This is a genomic window from Actinomadura sp. ATCC 39365, assembly GCF_054392275.1.
Genome location: NZ_CP184335.1, coordinates 6,230,379 through 6,247,424, shown reverse-complemented (window position 1 = coordinate 6,247,424; position 17,046 = coordinate 6,230,379). Strand labels below are relative to the sequence as shown.

The 17,046-nt window shown below is 70.6% G+C and carries 15 protein-coding genes; 6 read left to right on the top strand and 9 right to left on the bottom strand.

Annotated features, from left to right (window positions below; translation table 11 throughout):
* Positions 1-41: 41 nt before the first annotated feature.
* On the bottom strand, positions 42-935 hold the full coding sequence (locus tag ACNF49_RS30485) for a hypothetical protein (protein WP_482939668.1): 894 nt from the start codon (positions 933-935) through the stop codon (positions 42-44).
* On the opposite strand from ACNF49_RS30485, the gene ACNF49_RS30480 reads away from it, so the two are divergent.
* Positions 925-2,178 carry an ABC transporter ATP-binding protein gene (locus tag ACNF49_RS30480; protein ID WP_482939667.1) on the top strand — a complete coding sequence of 418 codons (1,254 nt, stop codon included), beginning with the start codon at positions 925-927 and terminating at the stop codon, positions 2,176-2,178. The two genes, ACNF49_RS30485 and ACNF49_RS30480, sit on opposite strands and share 11 nt — an antisense overlap.
* 253 nt (positions 2,179-2,431) lie before the next feature.
* Here the strand turns inward: ACNF49_RS30480 and ACNF49_RS30475 are convergent, their stop codons facing one another.
* The gene (locus ACNF49_RS30475) at positions 2,432-2,809 is read right to left on the bottom strand and encodes a hypothetical protein (RefSeq protein WP_482939666.1); all 378 of its coding nucleotides are present in this window, start codon (positions 2,807-2,809) and stop codon (positions 2,432-2,434) included.
* Between the two features lie 681 nt (positions 2,810-3,490).
* On the opposite strand from ACNF49_RS30475, the gene ACNF49_RS30470 reads away from it, so the two are divergent.
* From ACNF49_RS30470 to ACNF49_RS30455, 4 genes are all read left to right on the top strand, one after another.
* Positions 3,491-4,822: an extracellular catalytic domain type 1 short-chain-length polyhydroxyalkanoate depolymerase gene (locus tag ACNF49_RS30470; RefSeq protein WP_482939665.1), complete on the top strand. Its 1,332-nt coding sequence runs from the start codon at positions 3,491-3,493 to the stop codon at positions 4,820-4,822.
* A gap of 190 nt (positions 4,823-5,012) precedes the next feature.
* The gene (locus ACNF49_RS30465; RefSeq protein ID WP_482945607.1) at positions 5,013-6,134 is read left to right on the top strand and encodes a lectin; all 1,122 of its coding nucleotides are present in this window, start codon (positions 5,013-5,015) and stop codon (positions 6,132-6,134) included.
* Between the two features lie 26 nt (positions 6,135-6,160).
* Complete coding sequence (locus tag ACNF49_RS30460) at positions 6,161-7,738, top strand: lectin (RefSeq protein ID WP_482939664.1); 1,578 nt, start codon at positions 6,161-6,163, stop codon at positions 7,736-7,738.
* Between the two features lie 21 nt (positions 7,739-7,759).
* Positions 7,760-9,148, top strand: coding sequence for a glycoside hydrolase family 43 protein (locus ACNF49_RS30455; RefSeq protein ID WP_482939663.1), 1,389 nt, complete (start codon positions 7,760-7,762; stop codon positions 9,146-9,148).
* Positions 9,149-9,367: 219 nt separating this feature from the next.
* Here the strand turns inward: ACNF49_RS30455 and ACNF49_RS30450 are convergent, their stop codons facing one another.
* Positions 9,368-9,520, bottom strand: a complete 153-nt coding sequence (locus ACNF49_RS30450; RefSeq protein ID WP_357980041.1) for a glycerophosphodiester phosphodiesterase — start codon at positions 9,518-9,520, stop codon at positions 9,368-9,370.
* Positions 9,521-9,617: 97 nt separating this feature from the next.
* Here ACNF49_RS30450 and ACNF49_RS30445 point away from each other — a divergent pair, with 97 nt between their 5' ends.
* Positions 9,618-9,761, top strand: coding sequence for a hypothetical protein (locus ACNF49_RS30445; RefSeq protein ID WP_498703233.1), 144 nt, complete (start codon positions 9,618-9,620; stop codon positions 9,759-9,761).
* Positions 9,762-10,807: 1,046 nt separating this feature from the next.
* Here the strand turns inward: ACNF49_RS30445 and ACNF49_RS30440 are convergent.
* From ACNF49_RS30440 to ACNF49_RS30415, 6 genes are read right to left on the bottom strand one after another with little or no spacing between them, the layout of a single operon-like run.
* Entirely contained in the window at positions 10,808-11,125 is a 318-nt protein-coding gene (locus ACNF49_RS30440; protein ID WP_357980047.1) for a trypco2 family protein, read from the bottom strand.
* 16 nt (positions 11,126-11,141) lie between these two features.
* Positions 11,142-13,376 (bottom strand): CHAT domain-containing protein, encoded by a 2,235-nt coding sequence (locus tag ACNF49_RS30435; RefSeq protein WP_482939661.1) that lies wholly within the window; start codon positions 13,374-13,376, stop codon positions 11,142-11,144.
* The gene (locus ACNF49_RS30430; protein ID WP_482939660.1) at positions 13,346-13,834 is read right to left on the bottom strand and encodes a hypothetical protein; all 489 of its coding nucleotides are present in this window, start codon (positions 13,832-13,834) and stop codon (positions 13,346-13,348) included. Before ACNF49_RS30430 ends, ACNF49_RS30435 begins: the two co-directional genes overlap by 31 nt.
* A complete protein-coding gene (locus tag ACNF49_RS30425) occupies positions 13,783-14,736 on the bottom strand; it encodes a hypothetical protein (protein WP_482939659.1) in 954 nt (317 codons plus the stop codon). The genes ACNF49_RS30430 and ACNF49_RS30425 overlap by 52 nt, the downstream gene beginning before the upstream one ends.
* Positions 14,726-16,093 carry a hypothetical protein gene (locus ACNF49_RS30420; protein ID WP_482939658.1) on the bottom strand — a complete coding sequence of 456 codons (1,368 nt, stop codon included), beginning with the start codon at positions 16,091-16,093 and terminating at the stop codon, positions 14,726-14,728. Before ACNF49_RS30420 ends, ACNF49_RS30425 begins: the two co-directional genes overlap by 11 nt.
* Entirely contained in the window at positions 16,090-16,995 is a 906-nt protein-coding gene (locus ACNF49_RS30415) for a S1 family peptidase (protein WP_482939657.1), read from the bottom strand. The genes ACNF49_RS30420 and ACNF49_RS30415 overlap by 4 nt, the downstream gene beginning before the upstream one ends.
* Positions 16,996-17,046: the final 51 nt, after the last annotated feature.

The following is a 17,046-nucleotide window of genomic DNA, read 5'->3' as shown; positions in this document are numbered from 1 at the left end:
CGCGCCCGCTCAGCGACGCGGCAGATGCCGGGTGACATCGATCACGAGACCGCTCGTCTTCGGGATCTGCCCGCCGCCCTCCACCGTGAGCCTGCGACCGCCTCACCCGGCAAGGCCCTCCAGCAGCCAGGACAACGGGGTGCCCGCGTCGCCACCCGGGCGAGAGGGGGACGCCGACGGCGAGCGGAAGAACCACTCCCCGAGAGAACGGAGCCTCCTCCGTGACGGTAAGGTCCGAATCTGATCCTCCCCCTGCCGACCACACCGGGCAGCAGGCCGCCGTGCAGGAACCCGCCACGGATCCGATCTTCGGAGGCGGCTTCCAGTACAGCATGGGCTGGGCGCGGCACGAAGCCGACCTGGCGGTCGGCTTCGGCGTGATCATGCGTAAGCTGCCCTCGCTGATCGGCATCTGCCTGCGGCTGTCCTGGCGAGCCGACCCGGCCGCGCTCGTGATCGTCGTGGCCTGCCAGCTCATCGTCGGCGCCGCGACCGCGTTCGGCCTGCTGGCCACCAACCGTGTCCTGCAGCAGATCCTCGCCGAGGGTCCCACCCCCGACCGCGTCAAGGCCGCCGTACCGGCGCTGGTCCTGGTCGCGGCCGCCGGCATCAGCGTCGCGGTGTTGACCGCCTGGTCCGGTGCCGCCTCCGGCCGGCTCCAGCCGAAGGTCGAGCACCTGGCCTACGACGAACTCCTCAGCCGCGCCGCCAACGTCGAACTCCTGCACTTCCAGGGCGCCCAATTTCATGATCTCCTGGAGGCCGCGCAGTACGGGGCCGGGTGGATCGACATCGTCATCGACCAGGTCATCCGCATGCTGAAAGCGCTGATGGGCATGACTGCCGCCGCCGGCGTCCTGGGTGTCCTGCACCCCCTGCTGCTTCCGCTGCTGCCGCTCATCATCCTGCCGCGCGACGGCGCTGGTGCGCTCCACTCTGCGCCGCAAAGCCTCCCGCCTGCGGTGGCTGACTCCCGTACGGCAGCAGCGCAGCCTTGCCCAGCTCCTGATCGGAGCCGACCCCGCCGAGGAGATCCGCGCACACGCCGCCGGGGACTTCCTGCTCCGCCACCACGACCGGATGGCCCTGCGCTCGGCGCGGGAGCAAGCCCGCCTCGCCCGCGCCGACGCCGGAGGCGAGCTGCTGGCCGGGGCGCTGAGCGGCCTGACGACGGGCGCCACCTACGTTGTGCTCGGCTGGCTCCTGATCACCGGACGCATGCACCTGGCCGCCGCCGGTACTGCCGTCCTGGCCATCCAGACCGGCACCAGCCAGCTGAGCACCCTGATCTATTCGATCAACAACGTGTTCGAACACGGCCTTTACACCGAGGACTGGGCCGCTGCCTGCCGTCAGGCCGAACGACTGGCCATCCCTCGCGACGGCGCCGGCCTGCGGCGGGCCGATGGTCCCGACCTGATCGAAGCACGCGGCCTGCGCTTCAGCTACCCCAGCGCCGACGAGCCCGCCCTCGACGGCGTCGACCTGGCCATCGGCCGCGGCCAGATCGTGGCCCTGGTCGGGCACAACGGCTCCGGGAAGACCACCCTGGCGAAACTTCTCACCGGCCTCTACCTGCCCGAATCCGGATCGGTCACCTGGGACGACACACCGACCACCGACCTCGACCGAACCCAGCTCTTCGACCAGGTGGCCCTGCTGTCCCAGGGCTACGAACGATGGCCCTTCACCGTGTCCGCCAACGTCGCCATCGGCCGCCACACCACCGGCCCCACCCCCGAAGCGCTCGCCTGCGCTGCCGCGGCCTCCGGCGCCACCGATCTCATCGCCTCCCTGCGGGACGGCTGGGACACACTGCTCGCCCCCGAGTACCAGGGCGGGGTCGACCTGTCGGGCGGGCAGTGGCAGCGCATCGCGGTCACCCGCGCGTACTTCCGGGACGCGCCCGTGCTGGTCCTGGACGAGCCGACCGCCGCCCTCGATCCCCGCGCCGAGGCCGAGACGTTCGCCGGGGTACGCGCCCTGGCCGGTGGACGCACGGTCATCCTCATCACCCATCGCCTGCACTCCGTGCAGCACGCCGACCGCATCTTCGTCCTGCAGAACGGCCGGATCACCGAAAGCGGCACCCACCAGGAGCTGCTGAAGCTCGGTGGCGAGTACGCGGAGCTGTGGTCGTTGCAGGCGGCTCAGTACGGCATGGGCACCACCCCGTGAGCGCGGCCCCCGGCCAGGCCGAAGGGGCGGAGGATGTCGCCACCCCGGCAGACGGTCGCTGACGAGGGCATCCTGCGACCCGTGAACTGATACGGCAGACCACGACCAAGGCATCGAACCGGACGTGAACAGCCCGCACGCCGATTACCTGGAGCCGGTCGTCCGCCGGTGCATCGATTGCAGCTGATCGGAAGCGCGTGCCGTTGGCATGAGGAGAGGCGAGATTCATCTGTGTCGAGGTTGCCGCTTCGAGCTATCCATCGATCGCGGACACGTCGAGATAGACAAGAGAATTTTCGTCAACAGACGATCCACGTAGCCGCTGCAGCACGTCGGGAAAATCCTCGAAGTACGCAGGATGAAAGGGGCGCACAGCCACCGAAGTGTTTTTGTGCACCGTTGAGTTCAGAAGAACGATGGCGGGCCTGTTCTCTGTCGCGATCGCCCATTTCCGGGCGATCAAAAATTCGACGGCTTTGTCGAGCGCTTGTGAACCACTCGTTGCCCCAACGTCAATCACCAGCAAGTTTGAAACCTGCTTTATGTGATCACTTTCGCTGACACCTTCCACTGCCGCAAGCACCTTGCCGATGGTGCGCACATCACCGAGAAGAACCGAATCGACTCTCATCGTCGCGGACGGGAGCCCACATCCCCCGATCAGGAGGATCGTAGTGAGAAGAACGCGGGCGATTGAAGAACGTCCTGCTGCCATTGTGTTCTCCGCTAGGGATGGTATGGATCGCGCGCTGGATCAAGGGCGCACTTCCAGTATTGTGCGGCCGCGCCTCCATCGACCAGCTCGTGCAGTTCATGGCGACGACCTATGCCATTGGAGGGCGTTCGCCAGCGCGCCGGCCAGGCCCAGGTCGTCCAGGGCTTGGCTTTGGCGGGGGCGGTCTGGAGCGCGAGCGCGGCCAGGGCAGGCCGCGCAGACCAGCCAGCACGCCCGCGTACCTGTCGAGGAACAGGCCGGGCACGTTCTCGTACAGCACCGGCCGCAGCATCCAGCCGAGCGTATTGACCCCGATCGCGACGAGCGCCGCCAGCCACAACGTCCCACTTGGTGTGCGGGGAGTTCGTCAGCTCCTGTCGCGGGAGGGGATGAAAGTTTCATGGCGACGCTTTCGCCGGTCCGCATCGATAAGTCAAGGTGAGCGAGCACGGCGGCCGCCTTCTCCGGCCGCCGCGCGCCAAGGCGCTCTTGACAGTGCCTTTCCGGCTCGTATTTGCTCCCTCCGTCCCTTCCATCGGCCCGGAAGAGCTCGACCGGTCAGCGATTTGTTAGCGCTAACAAACGAGAGATGGATGCATGAAACCAGGCGAATCGCCCAGAAAAAGACGCGCGGGCCTCGGAGCCGCTCTGGCGGCTGTGATCACGGCGGCGGCCACCGCTTTGGCCATGTTCCTCACCACTGCTCCGGGAGCCTCGGCGGCGGCCTTGACCGAAGTGACGAACTTCGGCACCAATCCCGGCGGACTACGGATGTACCTCTACGTCCCCGACAGGGTGGCGGCCAGGCCGGGCGTCCTGGTGGCGATGCACGGCTGCAACGGCTGGGCTCCGGGCTTCCACCAGGGCACCGAGTTCGCCTCGCTGGCCGACCGGTACGGCTTCATCGTCATCTATCCGCAGGCGAACAAGACCGCCAACGGCCTGTCCAACTGCTTCGACGTGTGGTCGAACGAGGCCCTGCGGCACGGCGGCGGCAGCGACCCGGTGTCGATCGTCTCCATGACCAACTACGTGCTGCAACGCTACGGCGGCGACCCGCAGCGGGTGTTCGCCACCGGCTTCTCCTCCGGGGCGATGGAGACCGGCAACCTGCTCGCCACCTACCCCGACGTGTTCAGGGCGGGAGCGCCGTTCTCCGGTGTCCCCTACGGCTGCCTCGGGCCGGCCGGATGCGGCGACAAGACGCCGCAGCAGTGGGGGGACCTGGTCAGGAACGCCTACCCCGGCTACGCGGGGCCCCGGCCTCGCGTGATGGCCTGGCACGGCACCGCCGACTCCGTGCTGCCGTACACGATGTTGCAGGAGGAGGTCGACCAGTGGACCAACGTCCACGGAGTGGGCCAGACCCCCGCCTCCACCGACAGCCCGCAGTCCGGCTGGACGCGGCGGGTGTTCGGTTCCGGGCAGGTCGAGGCGTACACCATCACCGGCGCCGGTCACGACCTGCCCCACCCGGGGATGGCGGCGTACGCCATTCGCTTCTTCGGCCTGGACGGCGGGTCGTCCACCACCACGCCGACCCCACCACCCGCAGGTCAGATCAAGGGCGTGGCCTCCGGCCGCTGCGTGGACGTGCCCAACGCCGGCACCGCCGACGGCACCGCCGTGCAGCTGTGGGACTGCAACGGCCGCACCAACCAGCAGTGGACGCAGACCTCAGCCGGAGAGCTGAGGGTGTACGGCAGCAAATGCCTGGACGCCGCCGGCACCGGAAACGGCGCCAAGATCCAGATCTACTCCTGCTGGGGCGGCGGCAACCAGAAGTGGCGCGTCAACTCCGACGGCACCATCACCGGCCTCCAGTCCGGGCTGTGCCTCGACGCCGTCGGCGCAGGCAACGGCAACGGCACCGGGCTCCAGCTGTACAGCTGCTCGGGCGGCACCAACCAGAAGTGGACCTTGACGTGATGCCCCTGGCCCCGGCCGGGCCTCGGACGCCGGACGCCGGCGCGATGTCAGCGACAGCGAACATGATCACAGGAGGTCCCGATGTCCCAGCCGACAGCGGAGTCGATGCCCGGCCCGCCTGCCTCAAGGGCGCGCGACGCGTCAGCCGGGCGTCATCGGCCGACTCGCAGCCGATCGTGAGAGGGTGAGCATGCGTACCTGGAGGCGATGGCGGGTCGCCGTGCTGACGGTGGCGGTGTTGCTGGCGACCGGCACGGCGATGGGGACGGGGGTCGCCGGAGCCGAGTCCAACGGCGGGATACGGGTCATGCCCCTCGGCGACTCGATCACCGAGGGCACGCAGGTGCCGGGCGGCTACCGGATCGGCCTGTGGCAGCGCCTGACCGGCGGCCGCTACACGGTCGACCTCGTCGGTTCACAGTTCAACGGGCCCGCCAGCCTGGGCGATCACGATCACGAGGGCCACCCAGGCTGGCGGATCGACCAGATCGACGCGAACCTCACCGGCTGGCTGCGTACCTACACGCCGCGCACGCTGCTGCTCCACCTGGGCACCAACGACATCCTGCAGAACTACAACGTGGCCGGCGCTCCGCAACGGCTGTCCACGCTGATCGACCACATCACCGCGGCAGTACCGGACGCCGACGTCTTCGTCGCCACCATCATCCCGCTGTCCAACGCCGGACAGGAGTCCGCCGCCCGCACCTTCAACGCGGCGATCCCCGGCATCATCCAGAGCAAGGCGAACAGTGGCAAGCACGTCCACCTGGTCGACCTGCACAGCAAGTTGACCACCTCGGACCTGATCGACGGCATCCACCCGACCGCCGGCGGCTACGACAAGATGGCCGCCGCCTGGTACACGGCGCTGCAATCGGTCCCCGGCAGCATCGGCCGGCCACAGGGCGAACCCTCCGGCGGGACGGAGATCAAAGGCGTGGGCTCGGGTCGTTGCCTGGACGTCACCGGCGTCTCACAGGCGAACGGCGCACAGGCCCAGATCTGGGACTGCAACGGCCAGACCAACCAGCGCTGGACGCCGACCAGCGCCGGCGAGCTGCGCGTGTACGGCGGCAAGTGCCTGGACGTGGCCAACCGGAGCACCGCCGACGGCGCCGGCGTGATCATCTGGGACTGCAGCGGCCAGAGCAACCAGCAGTGGCGCTTCAACGCCGACGGCTCCATCACCGCCGTCGGTGCGAACAAGTGCCTGGACGTGCCGAGCAACAGCACCGCCAACGGCGTCAAGCTCCAGATCTGGTCCTGCAGCGGCGCCGCCAACCAGCGCTGGGCCCGCGCCGGCTCATGACGACACCCAGGAGGTGGAGAAGCGAAATGCGCAGAATTCTCGGCCTGACGACGGCCGTGTTACTGGCGGCCGGCTCCCTCGTCGCGGTCGGCGGCGCCACGTCCCCGGCCGTCGCGCTGGAGAACGGCCTCGCCCGTACCCCGCAAATGGGCTGGAACGACTGGAACAGCTTCGGCTGCAACGTCAACGACGGCCTCATCCGCCAGACGGCCGACGCCATGGTCTCCAGTGGCATGGCGGCAGCGGGCTACACCTACGTCAACATCGACGACTGCTGGTCCACCAAGAACCGGAACGCGAGCGGCGACCTGGTACCGGATCCGCAGAAGTTCCCCAACGGCATCAAGGCCCTGGCCGACTACGTGCACTCCAAAGGGCTCAAGCTCGGCATCTACTCCTCGGCCGGCACCACGACGTGCGCAGGCTACCCCGCCAGCCTCGGCTACGAGCGGCGGGACGCGGCCCTGTGGGCGTCATGGGGGATCGACTATCTCAAATACGACAACTGCGGCGACCACCGCGGCATGAACGGGCAGCAACGGTACACGGCCATGCGGGACGCGCTGGCCGCCACCGGCCGCCCGATCGTGTACAGCCTGTGCAACTGGGGTCAGGAGAACGTGTGGACCTGGGGGGCGCCGGTGGGCAACTCCTGGCGTGACACCGGCGACATCGCGGCCAACTGGAATTCCATCATGGGCATCCTGGACCAACAGGTCGGACTGGAGTCCTACTCGGGCCCGGGAGGCTGGAACGACCCGGACATGCTGGAGGTCGGCGTCGGCTCGGTGACGGGCACCGAAGGGCGCGCGCACTTCAGCCTGTGGTCGCTGCTGAACGCCCCCCTCATCGCCGGCAACGACCTCCGTACGATGAGCGCCGACACGCGCACCATCCTCACCAACACCGAGGTCATCGCGGTCAACCAGGACTGGGGCGGCCGGCAGGGCCACAAGATCAGCGACAACGGCAACCTCGAGGTCTGGCGCAAGCCGATGAAGAACGGCTCGGTCGCGGTCGTCCTGCTCAACCGGGGCACCTCGACCGCGACCGTCTCCACCACCGCCGCGGCCCTGGGCCTGGGCTCGGCCTCCTCCTACTCCGTGCGTGACCTGTGGGCGCACGCGACGTCCTCCTCATCGGGGACGATCAGCGCGCCGGTCCCCGGGCACGGCGCGGCCATGTACGTCGTGACGGGAGGCGGCATCGTCCCGCCCACCGCGGTCGCGATCAAGGGAGTGGGTTCGGGAAGGTGCCTCGACGTCGCCGGCGCCTCGCAGGCCAACGGCGCACAGGCCCAGATCTGGGACTGCCACGGCCAGACCAACCAGCAATGGACGCCCACCGCGAGCGGCGAACTGCGCGTCTACGGCGGCAAGTGCCTTGACGTGTACGACGGTGGAACCACCGACGGCACCAACGTCATCATCTGGGACTGCAACGGCCAGAGCAATCAGCAGTGGCGCTTCAACGCCGACGGCTCCATCACCGCCGTCGGTGCGAACAAGTGCCTGGACGTGCCGAACAACGCCACCGCCAACGGCACCAAACTGACCATCTGGTCGTGCAACGGCGGCGCCAACCAGCGCTGGACCCGTACCTGACCCGTCATCCCGGGAGCGATCGTGAGAACGGCATTACGGTTGCCGGCCACCACAAGAGCCGGACGCGGAATCGTAGGGCTGCTGGTCCTGCTCGGCCTCGTGGCCTTCCTGCCCGCCCACCCCGCCAGCGCGGACAATCCGATCATCCAGACCGTCTACACCGCCGACCCGGCGCCGCTGGTGCACAACGGACGGGTGTACCTCTACACCGGCCACGACGAGGACGGCTCGACCTGGTTCACCATGAAGGAGTGGCGCGTCTGGTCCTCCACCGACATGGTGAACTGGACCGACCACGGATCCCCGCTGAGCCTGACCACCTTCAGCTGGGCCAAGTCCGACGCCTGGGCGGGACAGACCATCTACCGGAACGGCCTGTTCTACTGGTACGTGCCCACGACCAACCGGGCGACCGGCCGGATGGCCATCGGGGTGGCCGTCTCCGACAGTCCGACCGGGCCGTTCAGGGACGCGCTCGGACGGCCGCTGATCGAGAACGGCGAGATCGACCCGACGGTCTTCATCGACGACGACGGGCAGGCCTACCTCTACTGGGGCAATCCGCACCTCTGGTACGTGAAGCTGAACGCCGACATGACCTCGTACTCGGGAAGCGCGACGCAGATCCCGCTCACCACGTCGGGATTCGGCACCAGGACGGGCGACGCCAACCGCCCGACGCTGTTCGAGGAAGGGCCCTGGGTCTACAAACGCAACGGTCTGTACTACCTCGTGTTCGCGGCCAAGTGCTGCTCGGAGTTCATCGCCTACTCCACGGCCCCCGGCCCCACCGGGCCCTGGACCTACCGGGGGACGATCATGCCCACGCAGGGCGGCAGCTTCACCAACCACGCGGGCATCGTCGACTACCAGGGCGGCTCGTACTTCTTCTACCACAACGGCGCACTGCCGGGCGGCGGCGGCTTCACCCGTTCGGTGGCCGTGGAGAAGTTCGCCTACGGCTCCGGCGGCACGATCCCGACGATCAACATGACCGCGTCCGGGGCGCCCCAGGTGGGCACCCTCAACCCGTACGTCCGCCAGGAGGCCGAGACGATCGCCTGGGAGTCCGGGATCGAGACCGAGCCCTCCAGCGAAGGCGGAATGAACGTCGGCTGGATCGACAACGGCGACCACATCAAGGTCAAGGGCGTCGCGTTCGGCGCCGGCGCCAGGACCTTCACCGCGCGGGTCGCCTCCGCCTCCAGCGGCGGCAGACTCGAACTCCGCCTCGACGGCCTCAACGGCCCGTCGGCCGGGACGTGCACCGTGCCGGGCACAGGCGGCTGGCAGACCTGGACCACCGTGTCCTGCCCGGTCAGCGGCGCGACCGGCACCCGCGACCTGTACCTGAAGTTCACCGGCGGAAGCGGCTACCTGTTCAACATGAACTGGTGGCAGTTCAGCTGACGTCACATCCCCCGCCCGTCACCGCCGCCCGCCTCCGGCCCTGCCCGGGGTTACGGGGCCTCGGCGGCGCCGGTGGTCGTGATGTCGCGCGGCGTCGGCCTTGAACTCGGACGGGTAGACGTCCCACCTTCTCCACAAGGAGATATTCGGAGAGTGAGGGTGCGGCCGACGGGGTTCTCCACGCCGGCCACGGACCGGCACGACGGCCCAACAGAGCCTCTATTTGACGTAGGGCTTGGGCAGGCGCATGCCGCGCTCGGCCATGATCTGCCGGACCCGGTCCGGATAGTCGGTGATGATGCCGTCGATCCCCATGTCGATGAGGGCCGCGATGGTGGCCGGGGCGTCGCACGTCCACGGGATGACCTGCAAGGCGCCGGCCGGCTCCCCCTCGCCCGCGCCGCAGCCGGGGACGCCGCCGGCAACACAGGTGGGGCCGCTGCCGCCCGATCATCATCCGATCAGCGCGTTGAACGAGCGCGCGCAGATCGAGCTGATCATCGACCTGACACTCAAGGTGTCGCACGGGTTCAGCGGCACGCAGCCGCTGTACACCTGCCAGGCAACCTGCCGGACCAGGGGCCGGGACCTTCAGACGGCGGGAGAGGGCTGAGCAAGAGCGCGGCCCGCGAGCAGGCGGCCCGCGCGTTGCTGGCCCTGATCGTCACCGAAGACCAGCCACGGCCGGCCGCCCCTGTCCGGGCGGTGCCCGCGATCAAGCCGCTGCCCGCGGGCATGGATCCCCTCGGCGCGTTGAACTCCTTCAGCAAGCGCGGCTCGTTCCCGGACGCCGCGCGGGCGCTGCTGGCCCGTCTGGCGCTGGTACCTGCCGTCCCGGTACCGGCTGACGCGGTCACGCACGAGGACGCGGCGCCAGAACCGGTTGAGCCTGCGCCTGTGCCACGCCGGCCCCCCGCGCCCGTTCCCGCGCTGGGAGTGTCCGCTCCGCCGGGACCTGGCTGGCGGCCGCGCGGCTGCTGGAGTCCGTCCTTCGGGCGGGCGCCGCGGTGAGCGCGGACTTGAGCGGCGGCGCCGCCCGGTTGGTGGTCTACCACCCTGACGGCAGCCCTCTGCCGGCCACCGGCCCGGGCGGCGACCCTGGGCTCGCGCCGCCGCGGGCCGAAAGCGCCGAACTGGTGCTGCCTGGGATGGGCGTCGGCGTGCGCGCCCAAGCGGTCCCGGTGTGGCCGGTGCCGCTGAGGCTGCTGGCCGCGGCGATGCCCCCGTACGCGCACCGTGTCCCGGCCGCCCGCACCCCCTACCGGCTGTGGGCGCCGCGGATCGTGGTGCCCCGCGTCCCGGATGCGCTCGCCTACGCAGTCGTGCGTGGACCCGGAACCGGCTACGCGCTCGGCTCGGCCCCCTACACGGCGCGCCGGAGGGGTGGCCGGGGAGGTCAGTGCCGGGAAACGCCGGCGCATCATCGGGTGAAAGGTGGCGAGCAGGTGGTGCACGCCTTCCTCGCGCAGGGCTTGACGGCGCCGGGCGGTGTCGCTGTCGACGCGTGCGCGGATGGCCGGCCAGTACGGCTCGAGCGCGAACCGGTGGTAGGCGCGCAGGGTGTCGCCGAGCTCGCTCAACGCCCGTGGCCGGGCGGTGCGCAGGTCCTCCAGCCAGGCAACGTTGCCGGGCGCGCCTGCCCCGCCGCGGCTCTGAGGATCAGGCATCGGGGATCGATGACTTGCCCGTCGCTGCGACGCGGGCTGGGTTACCGTCCACGTCGACGGGGTTCAGGGTGAGCTTGATCTTGTGCGAGCTGGACCGGCCCTTGGCCTTCTTGGCTCCGACCGAGATGACACTGATCTTGACGCCGCCCTCGCCGCTGACCTCGTTCTTGACGTCCACGAGGAACTCCAGCTCCACGGGGCCCAGCCCGAACAGCAGTTCCTGACCCTCGCCCTCGTGCATGGCTCGGGTGAGCTCCCGCCTGATCTGCCTGATGGTGGCGCTGAGGTCGGCGAACTGGTCGTCGGTCATGGGGCTCCAATCGTGGTCAGCGGCCGACATGGACATGTGCGGCCCACAGCGAGGGGATGTGCGGGTAACGTTCACGCAGCCGGCGGGCGGCGGCGTTCAGGGCTCGCGCCGAGCGGTCCACGTCAAGGGTTCCGTTCGCGTCCGCGAGTTCCTCGTAGAAGGCTTGTGCGAGGTCGGCGTAGGCGCGGTCGTCGACCTCCCATAGCGTGGCGATCGCCTGCTGGGAGCCGCTGAGCTGCGCCGCCACCGCCAGGTTGATGGGCTCGCCGGCGGCACCTGGCGCCGCCGTGGTGCAGGCGGACAGATACGTCAGGCGGCTGGGCGCGGCCATGTCCCGCAGGCGCAGCCGCCCGTCCGACAGCAGGAGCGAGCCGGCTGTGGCGTCGTCGGCGTCCGTGCTGCTGTGGCCGGCGAAGTGCAGGACGTCGGTGCCCGGCAGCTCTTGCAGGAGGTGTTGCCTGGTGGCCTGCTCTCCCTCGAGGACGACGGCGGGGCTGAGGAGGCGGGCGACGGTGAGCGCCTCCCGCTCGGCCCCCGGCATCCGCATCGGGCTCTCCGCAGCCTGCGGCAGTACGACCAGGGCCGAACGCGGTCGGTCCGCGGGCGTGGCCGAACGGGAACGCGTCAGCGCGCCGATCGTCGCCGTGTACGAGGAGACGACCGAGTCGATGGCGGAAGTCTCCGGGAGCCACCCGGCCGCGTGCAACGGCAGCACGCTCAACGGCCCCGTCGGCACCCACCACACGCGCGGCATGCCCTCGGCTGCGCGCAGGTGCGGCCGCAACGCCTCCAGCACCGGGCCGACCACGACCTCCGCCAACCAGCCCAGCGTCTCGGCCAGCGACTGCTCCCGGCCCAGCCGGTCACGCAGCGGTCGGTAGGCGGTGGTGAGCTCGGTCAGGAAACGGCGCGCACGCTCGGTGGCCGCCGCACGATCGAGGCCAGGCAGGCGGATGACGAGCAACCCGTCCGTCGTCACCGCGATCGCGTCGCAGCGGTGCCCGCTCACGTTCAGAACCACGACGGGCCCCTCGGCCGCGGCCTGGAGGAGATCGCCGACCGCCGGCGGGCGCAGGAAACCCGCCATGCCGGGCAGGGCGCGTGCCTCCTCCACCAGCCGCTCGAACTCCTCCGCCGCCCGGCCTCCGGGTTCGCGTGACGATGGCTCGTCCACTGCGATCCGCAGCGCCGACAGCCGCTCCGCCAGCTCAGGTGCGCGCGCACGCAGCGTGCGAAGATCCTCCTGTACGTCCAGCGCCTGCGACAGCAGCAGCCCGCGTCCCTGCTCCAGCAGCGTGAGCGCCTCCTGCGGCCGTCCCGTCTCCAGCGCGCACGCGGCGGCGTCGCCGGCCAGTTCGGTCAGGCTGTCCTCGCGCCTCCCCCGTGCATGCCAGAGCCGGTCCGACATGGCCAGCGGCACCAGCTCGATCGCGGCGCGGAACGCGCCGAGCGCGCGCTCGTAGGCACCGCCCGCCACGGCGAGCCGCCCGTACTCCTGCCAGGCCAGCACGCGCTCCGCGATCGGCTCGTCGAGCCGTCCGGCGATCGCGGCGAACGTCTCCAGCGCGCCTTCGAAGGCAGCCGGGTCTCCCGAGCGCTCCCAGCGCCCGCGGTGCTGCGCGCCGAGGTCGGCGAGGTCACGGGTGAGCCGGAACCGGGCTTCGCGCAGCGTGTCGATGAACGCCTCGTGCTGCCGGCGCGCCTGCTGAGGGGCGATGGCCGCCGCCAGCCGGATCAGCGCCTCGGCCTCGTCCAGGTCGTCCGCGATCCCGGCGGACCACGAGCGTCGCAGCAGGACCTTCGCGAGCAGGGCGAAGGCCCAGTGCCGGTCCGGGTCGCCCTCCGGCATCGCGCCGACCGCCCTGCGGGCCACGTCCACGGCCTCTTCGAGATCGCCGGGGTTGTCGAAACGCTCGAAGCGTTCCTCCAGGGCGTGGCCGAGCTGCACGAGGGCGAGGGCTCCGTGGGTGCCGGGCGTGTCGAGGGCGACGAGCCGGCGCGTCAGGTCGAGCAGGTGGTCCAGGACGGCGGGTTCCCCGGTCGCCTCGTACGTCCACGACACGGCGTGACGGAGCCGATCGAGCGCCACGGGATGTTCGGGCGCGTCGGCGGGGGTGCCGGACAGGACCTCCGTGGCAGCCGCCAGGTAGGCGCGCAGGTCATCGGGCTCGCCCGACCGCTCGAAACGGGCTCCCAGCATGTCGGCCAGACGGCCGGCGATCAGTGGGGCGTCCGCGGAGTCCTCCGGCATCGCCGCGGCCACCCCCGCATGAGCTCGATCGCGGCATCGAGGTCGGCCTGCTCGCCGACCGCCAGGAACCGGTGGAAGAGCAGCAGGCCGAGTTCGGCGGGGGCGGTCACGCCGGCGGACAGTTCCAGGCTCGCTCTGACCAGGCTGATGGACTCGTCCAGGTCGGCGAGCGACCCCGATCGCTCGTACCTGAGCCGCAGCGCCCCGCTCAGGCTGATCCACAGGACGTCGCGCTCCGGCTCGGCCTCGGGCACGACCGCGAGCCCTTCGCGCAGCACCCCGATGGCCGTCTCGAGGTCTGCGTCCATGCCGACACGCTGGAACCGGTCGACGAGGAGATCGCCGAGCGTCGCGTAGACGAACAGCGAGTGGGCCGCGAGGCCGTCCTGTTCGTGCATGAGCCGGGTCAGGACGGAGATCGCGGCGTCCGGCGACTGCTCGACGGCCGCCGCCACCATGAACCTGGCGCGGTCCTCGTGGTCGCTCGGCAGCAGCTCGGCGGCCTCGAGCAGAAGAGCGGCGACCCGGTCGAGCCCGGCCCTGTCCTCGTCCGGGACGACCCCCGCTCGATCTCCGCCTGCGCCGCCAGAGCGTAGGCGAGATGGATCTGGTAAGGGTCCGGTTCGGTTGCGGCGAGCCGCCGATGGACGTCCACGATCTCGCGGGCCGTCGCGAGAGCGCCCTCGTCATCGCCCTGGCTCCGCTGCCTGCCGCGGCGTTCGGTGAGCGCCGCCGCGAGCGCCGGCAGGGCCGACTCCGGGGTGTGCTCGGCGAGGCCACGATAGAAGGCGACCGCCTCATCGGGGTATTCGTACGAGAAGGCGGCCTCATGGCGAGAATGGCGGGAGTCGTCCAGTTCCTCGATGACCTCCGCTGCCTCGCCGTCGCGCCCGAGCAGGCGCAGCGCCTGCGCCTTCAGCGCGGAGAACTTCGCCTCGCCGGCCCTCCTGCGGCTCCTGGACCCCGCGAGCAGCTCGATGCCGCCTTCGGCCGTAGCCAGTGCCTCCGCGGCCAGGCCCGCGCGGAGCTGGACGTCGGTCAACAGGAGGAGCACGCGCAGCTGGGCGTCGCGCAGAACGGGCGTGCTGCCCGTCTCGGCGACCGCGTCCCACAGGACGAGCAGGGCGGACGGTGCGTCGGCCATGGCGTCACCGAACCGTCCGAGCGCGGCGGCCGACTCCGCCCGCACGGTCAGCGCGCGAGCGAGCCCGAGCGGTTCGCCGCGCAGCCGTTCGTAGACCTCGACGGCCTCCCGCGCCGCGGCGGACGCGCCCGCGTGATCCTCGACCTCCATGAGCTGCTCGGCGTAGCTCACGAGGTTGGCGGCGTAGTCGGGGAGGTAGCCGTGGTCAGGACGCATGAGAGGCTCCTCCCGTCGCGGCGCTGCCCAGGCCGGTCAGCTTGCGGTACAGCTCCAGCGCCACGGCCCTGGCGGCGAGCGCCTCATCGTGGCGCCGGGCCTCCCGCATGTGATCGCTCAGGTTCTGCCACGCCCTGGCCAGTTCCGGGCGGTAGTCCGTCCTGCCCTCGCTCACCAGCCTGCCGTACACCGATATGGCCAGCCGGGTCAGTGGCTCGACCAGCAGGTTGAGCGCGGGCGCGCCGGCGGGGAAGGAACCCGCCAGCGCGACCAGCGCGGCCTCGTCAGAGGCGGAGACCCCGGCCACGCCGTCCTCCAGCGCCGAGATCAGGTAGCCGGGCTGCTCGGTCTCGATGACGACCTGCAGGGCGACGGGGCCGTATCTGGCCAGTTGCCCGACCACCTGCTCCTTGAGCAGCCGTCCGACGTGGGGGTGATCGCCGCTCGCCCGGGCCAGCACGTGGAAGGCCTGGTGAAGCTGGGTGGGGGCGGCGGCGGCCAGCGGTTCGTCGATCAGGTCGGGCCACTCGCGCAGGTGGGTTCCCACGAGATACTCACCCAGGCGGTCCGGCTCCAAGGGCCCCCACTCCCCCTCCTGGGACGGATAGAGCGTGCTCAGCCACTGGTGGACGACGAGGAGTTCGTTCTCCCCGAGGTCTCGCAGACCGAGGACGTGGCTGAGCAGTGCCACGGCTTGGGACTTGCTCGACGCCCCGAACAAGGTGGCGATCGTCACCGTGTTGCGCAGCGTGTCGTCCGACAGAAAGGCGAGGCCCACCGCGTCCGCCGTACGCCGCCAGTAGCGGTTCTCGTGGACCATGAGGACCTTCTCGTGCGGCGTACGGCTGCGCGCGGCGGCCGGTGCGGGCCCCGCCTGCAGCAACCCCACCAGGGCACTCAGATGAAGGCGCATCAGCGATCCGTAGCCGGAGCCGCCCAGATCGGGCGGCGCCACCTGGGCGGCCAGGTCGGTCCAGCACGTCTCCTGCAGGCCCGACACCCGATGGAGCTGGGCGGCGATGTCGACCACCGCCTCCCTGAACGCCGTCTCGCGTGCTCCCGTCCACGTCGGCAGGCCGGTGAGCGGGTGGAGCTCGGCGAGTTCGAGGGCGTACTCCATCAGATCGGACTTCACGGTCAGCCGCTGCCACCACTGCCCGGCCGAGCGCGCCAGCATCAACACGCGCACCGCGCTGCCGTCGTCGATCCCGACGTTCTCGATCAACCGGCGGACGACGTCGGGCCGCGTCTCGGCGTAGTCGACCACGAGCAGCAGGGGCAGGTCACACGAGCGTAACCGGCTCAGAGGCTCCTCCGGCAGCGCCGCCGCGTTCTCGGCCACCACCTGCCCGGTCACCCAGCCCTCGCGGCGCAGATGGGCGACGAGTTGGCGCGCGAGCCGCGTCTTGCCCAGCCCCCGGCGCCGAAGACGAGCCGGGCGTCGAAGATCTCGTCCGTGGAGCACCAGCCGACGAGCCTGGCCAGCTCGTCGTCCCTCGGGGTGAACCACCGCACCGCCTCGGCGTCGGCGCGCAGGAGCGCCGCGGGAGAGCGCGGGCGGCGCCGGTCGGCCGGAGGGGAGAACAACCTGGCCAGCTCGGCTGGTTCGAGGACCGCCGGCACCGCGATCGCGTCGAGGAAACCGGGCTCGGCGAACAGGGCCTCGGCCCGCGTGGCGAGCAGCCTGGCTCCGCCGTACCCCTGGTGGTCGGCGACCACCACGCCGATCAGCAAGTCATCGGCGAACAGCGCGGCACCGGACATCCCTGCCCACGGCGACCCGGCACCTGTGCGCTTGGGCGGGTTGAGCACCTGGAGGTGATAGCGGCGCTGCTTGGCGCCCGCCTCCGGGTTCACCCGGCCGCCGGCCTGATCGCGCTCGCGCACGCCGTCCGGCTGGGCCAGCACCTCGGGGAAGCCCGAGGCCTGGCAGACCACCTCGGCCCGGCGGCTGACCAGGCGTCCCCAGCGCACGGGCGCGACGGGAGGATCGGCCCAGTCGTCGTCGGTGATCTCCAGGAGGGCGACGTCCACCTGTGGGTCGGCCGCCGACCAGGTGCACGCGGCGGACCACAGGCGCGTCCTGTCGGCGGTCCTGACCTTGATCTCAGCCCCGGGTCCGGGGCGGCCCGTCGCGGACAGCACGTGCGTGGAGGTGATGAGCAGGCGCGGGGCGATCAGGTAGCCGGAGCCGGACGACCAGGACGCGTCGGCCTGCCGGGACCATACCTCGGCGACGCGTTCGACCGTGGTCGGCATCTGTTCTCCGGCTGCGGGGGGAAGCTGACAGCAGAATACGGGCTACCGCGT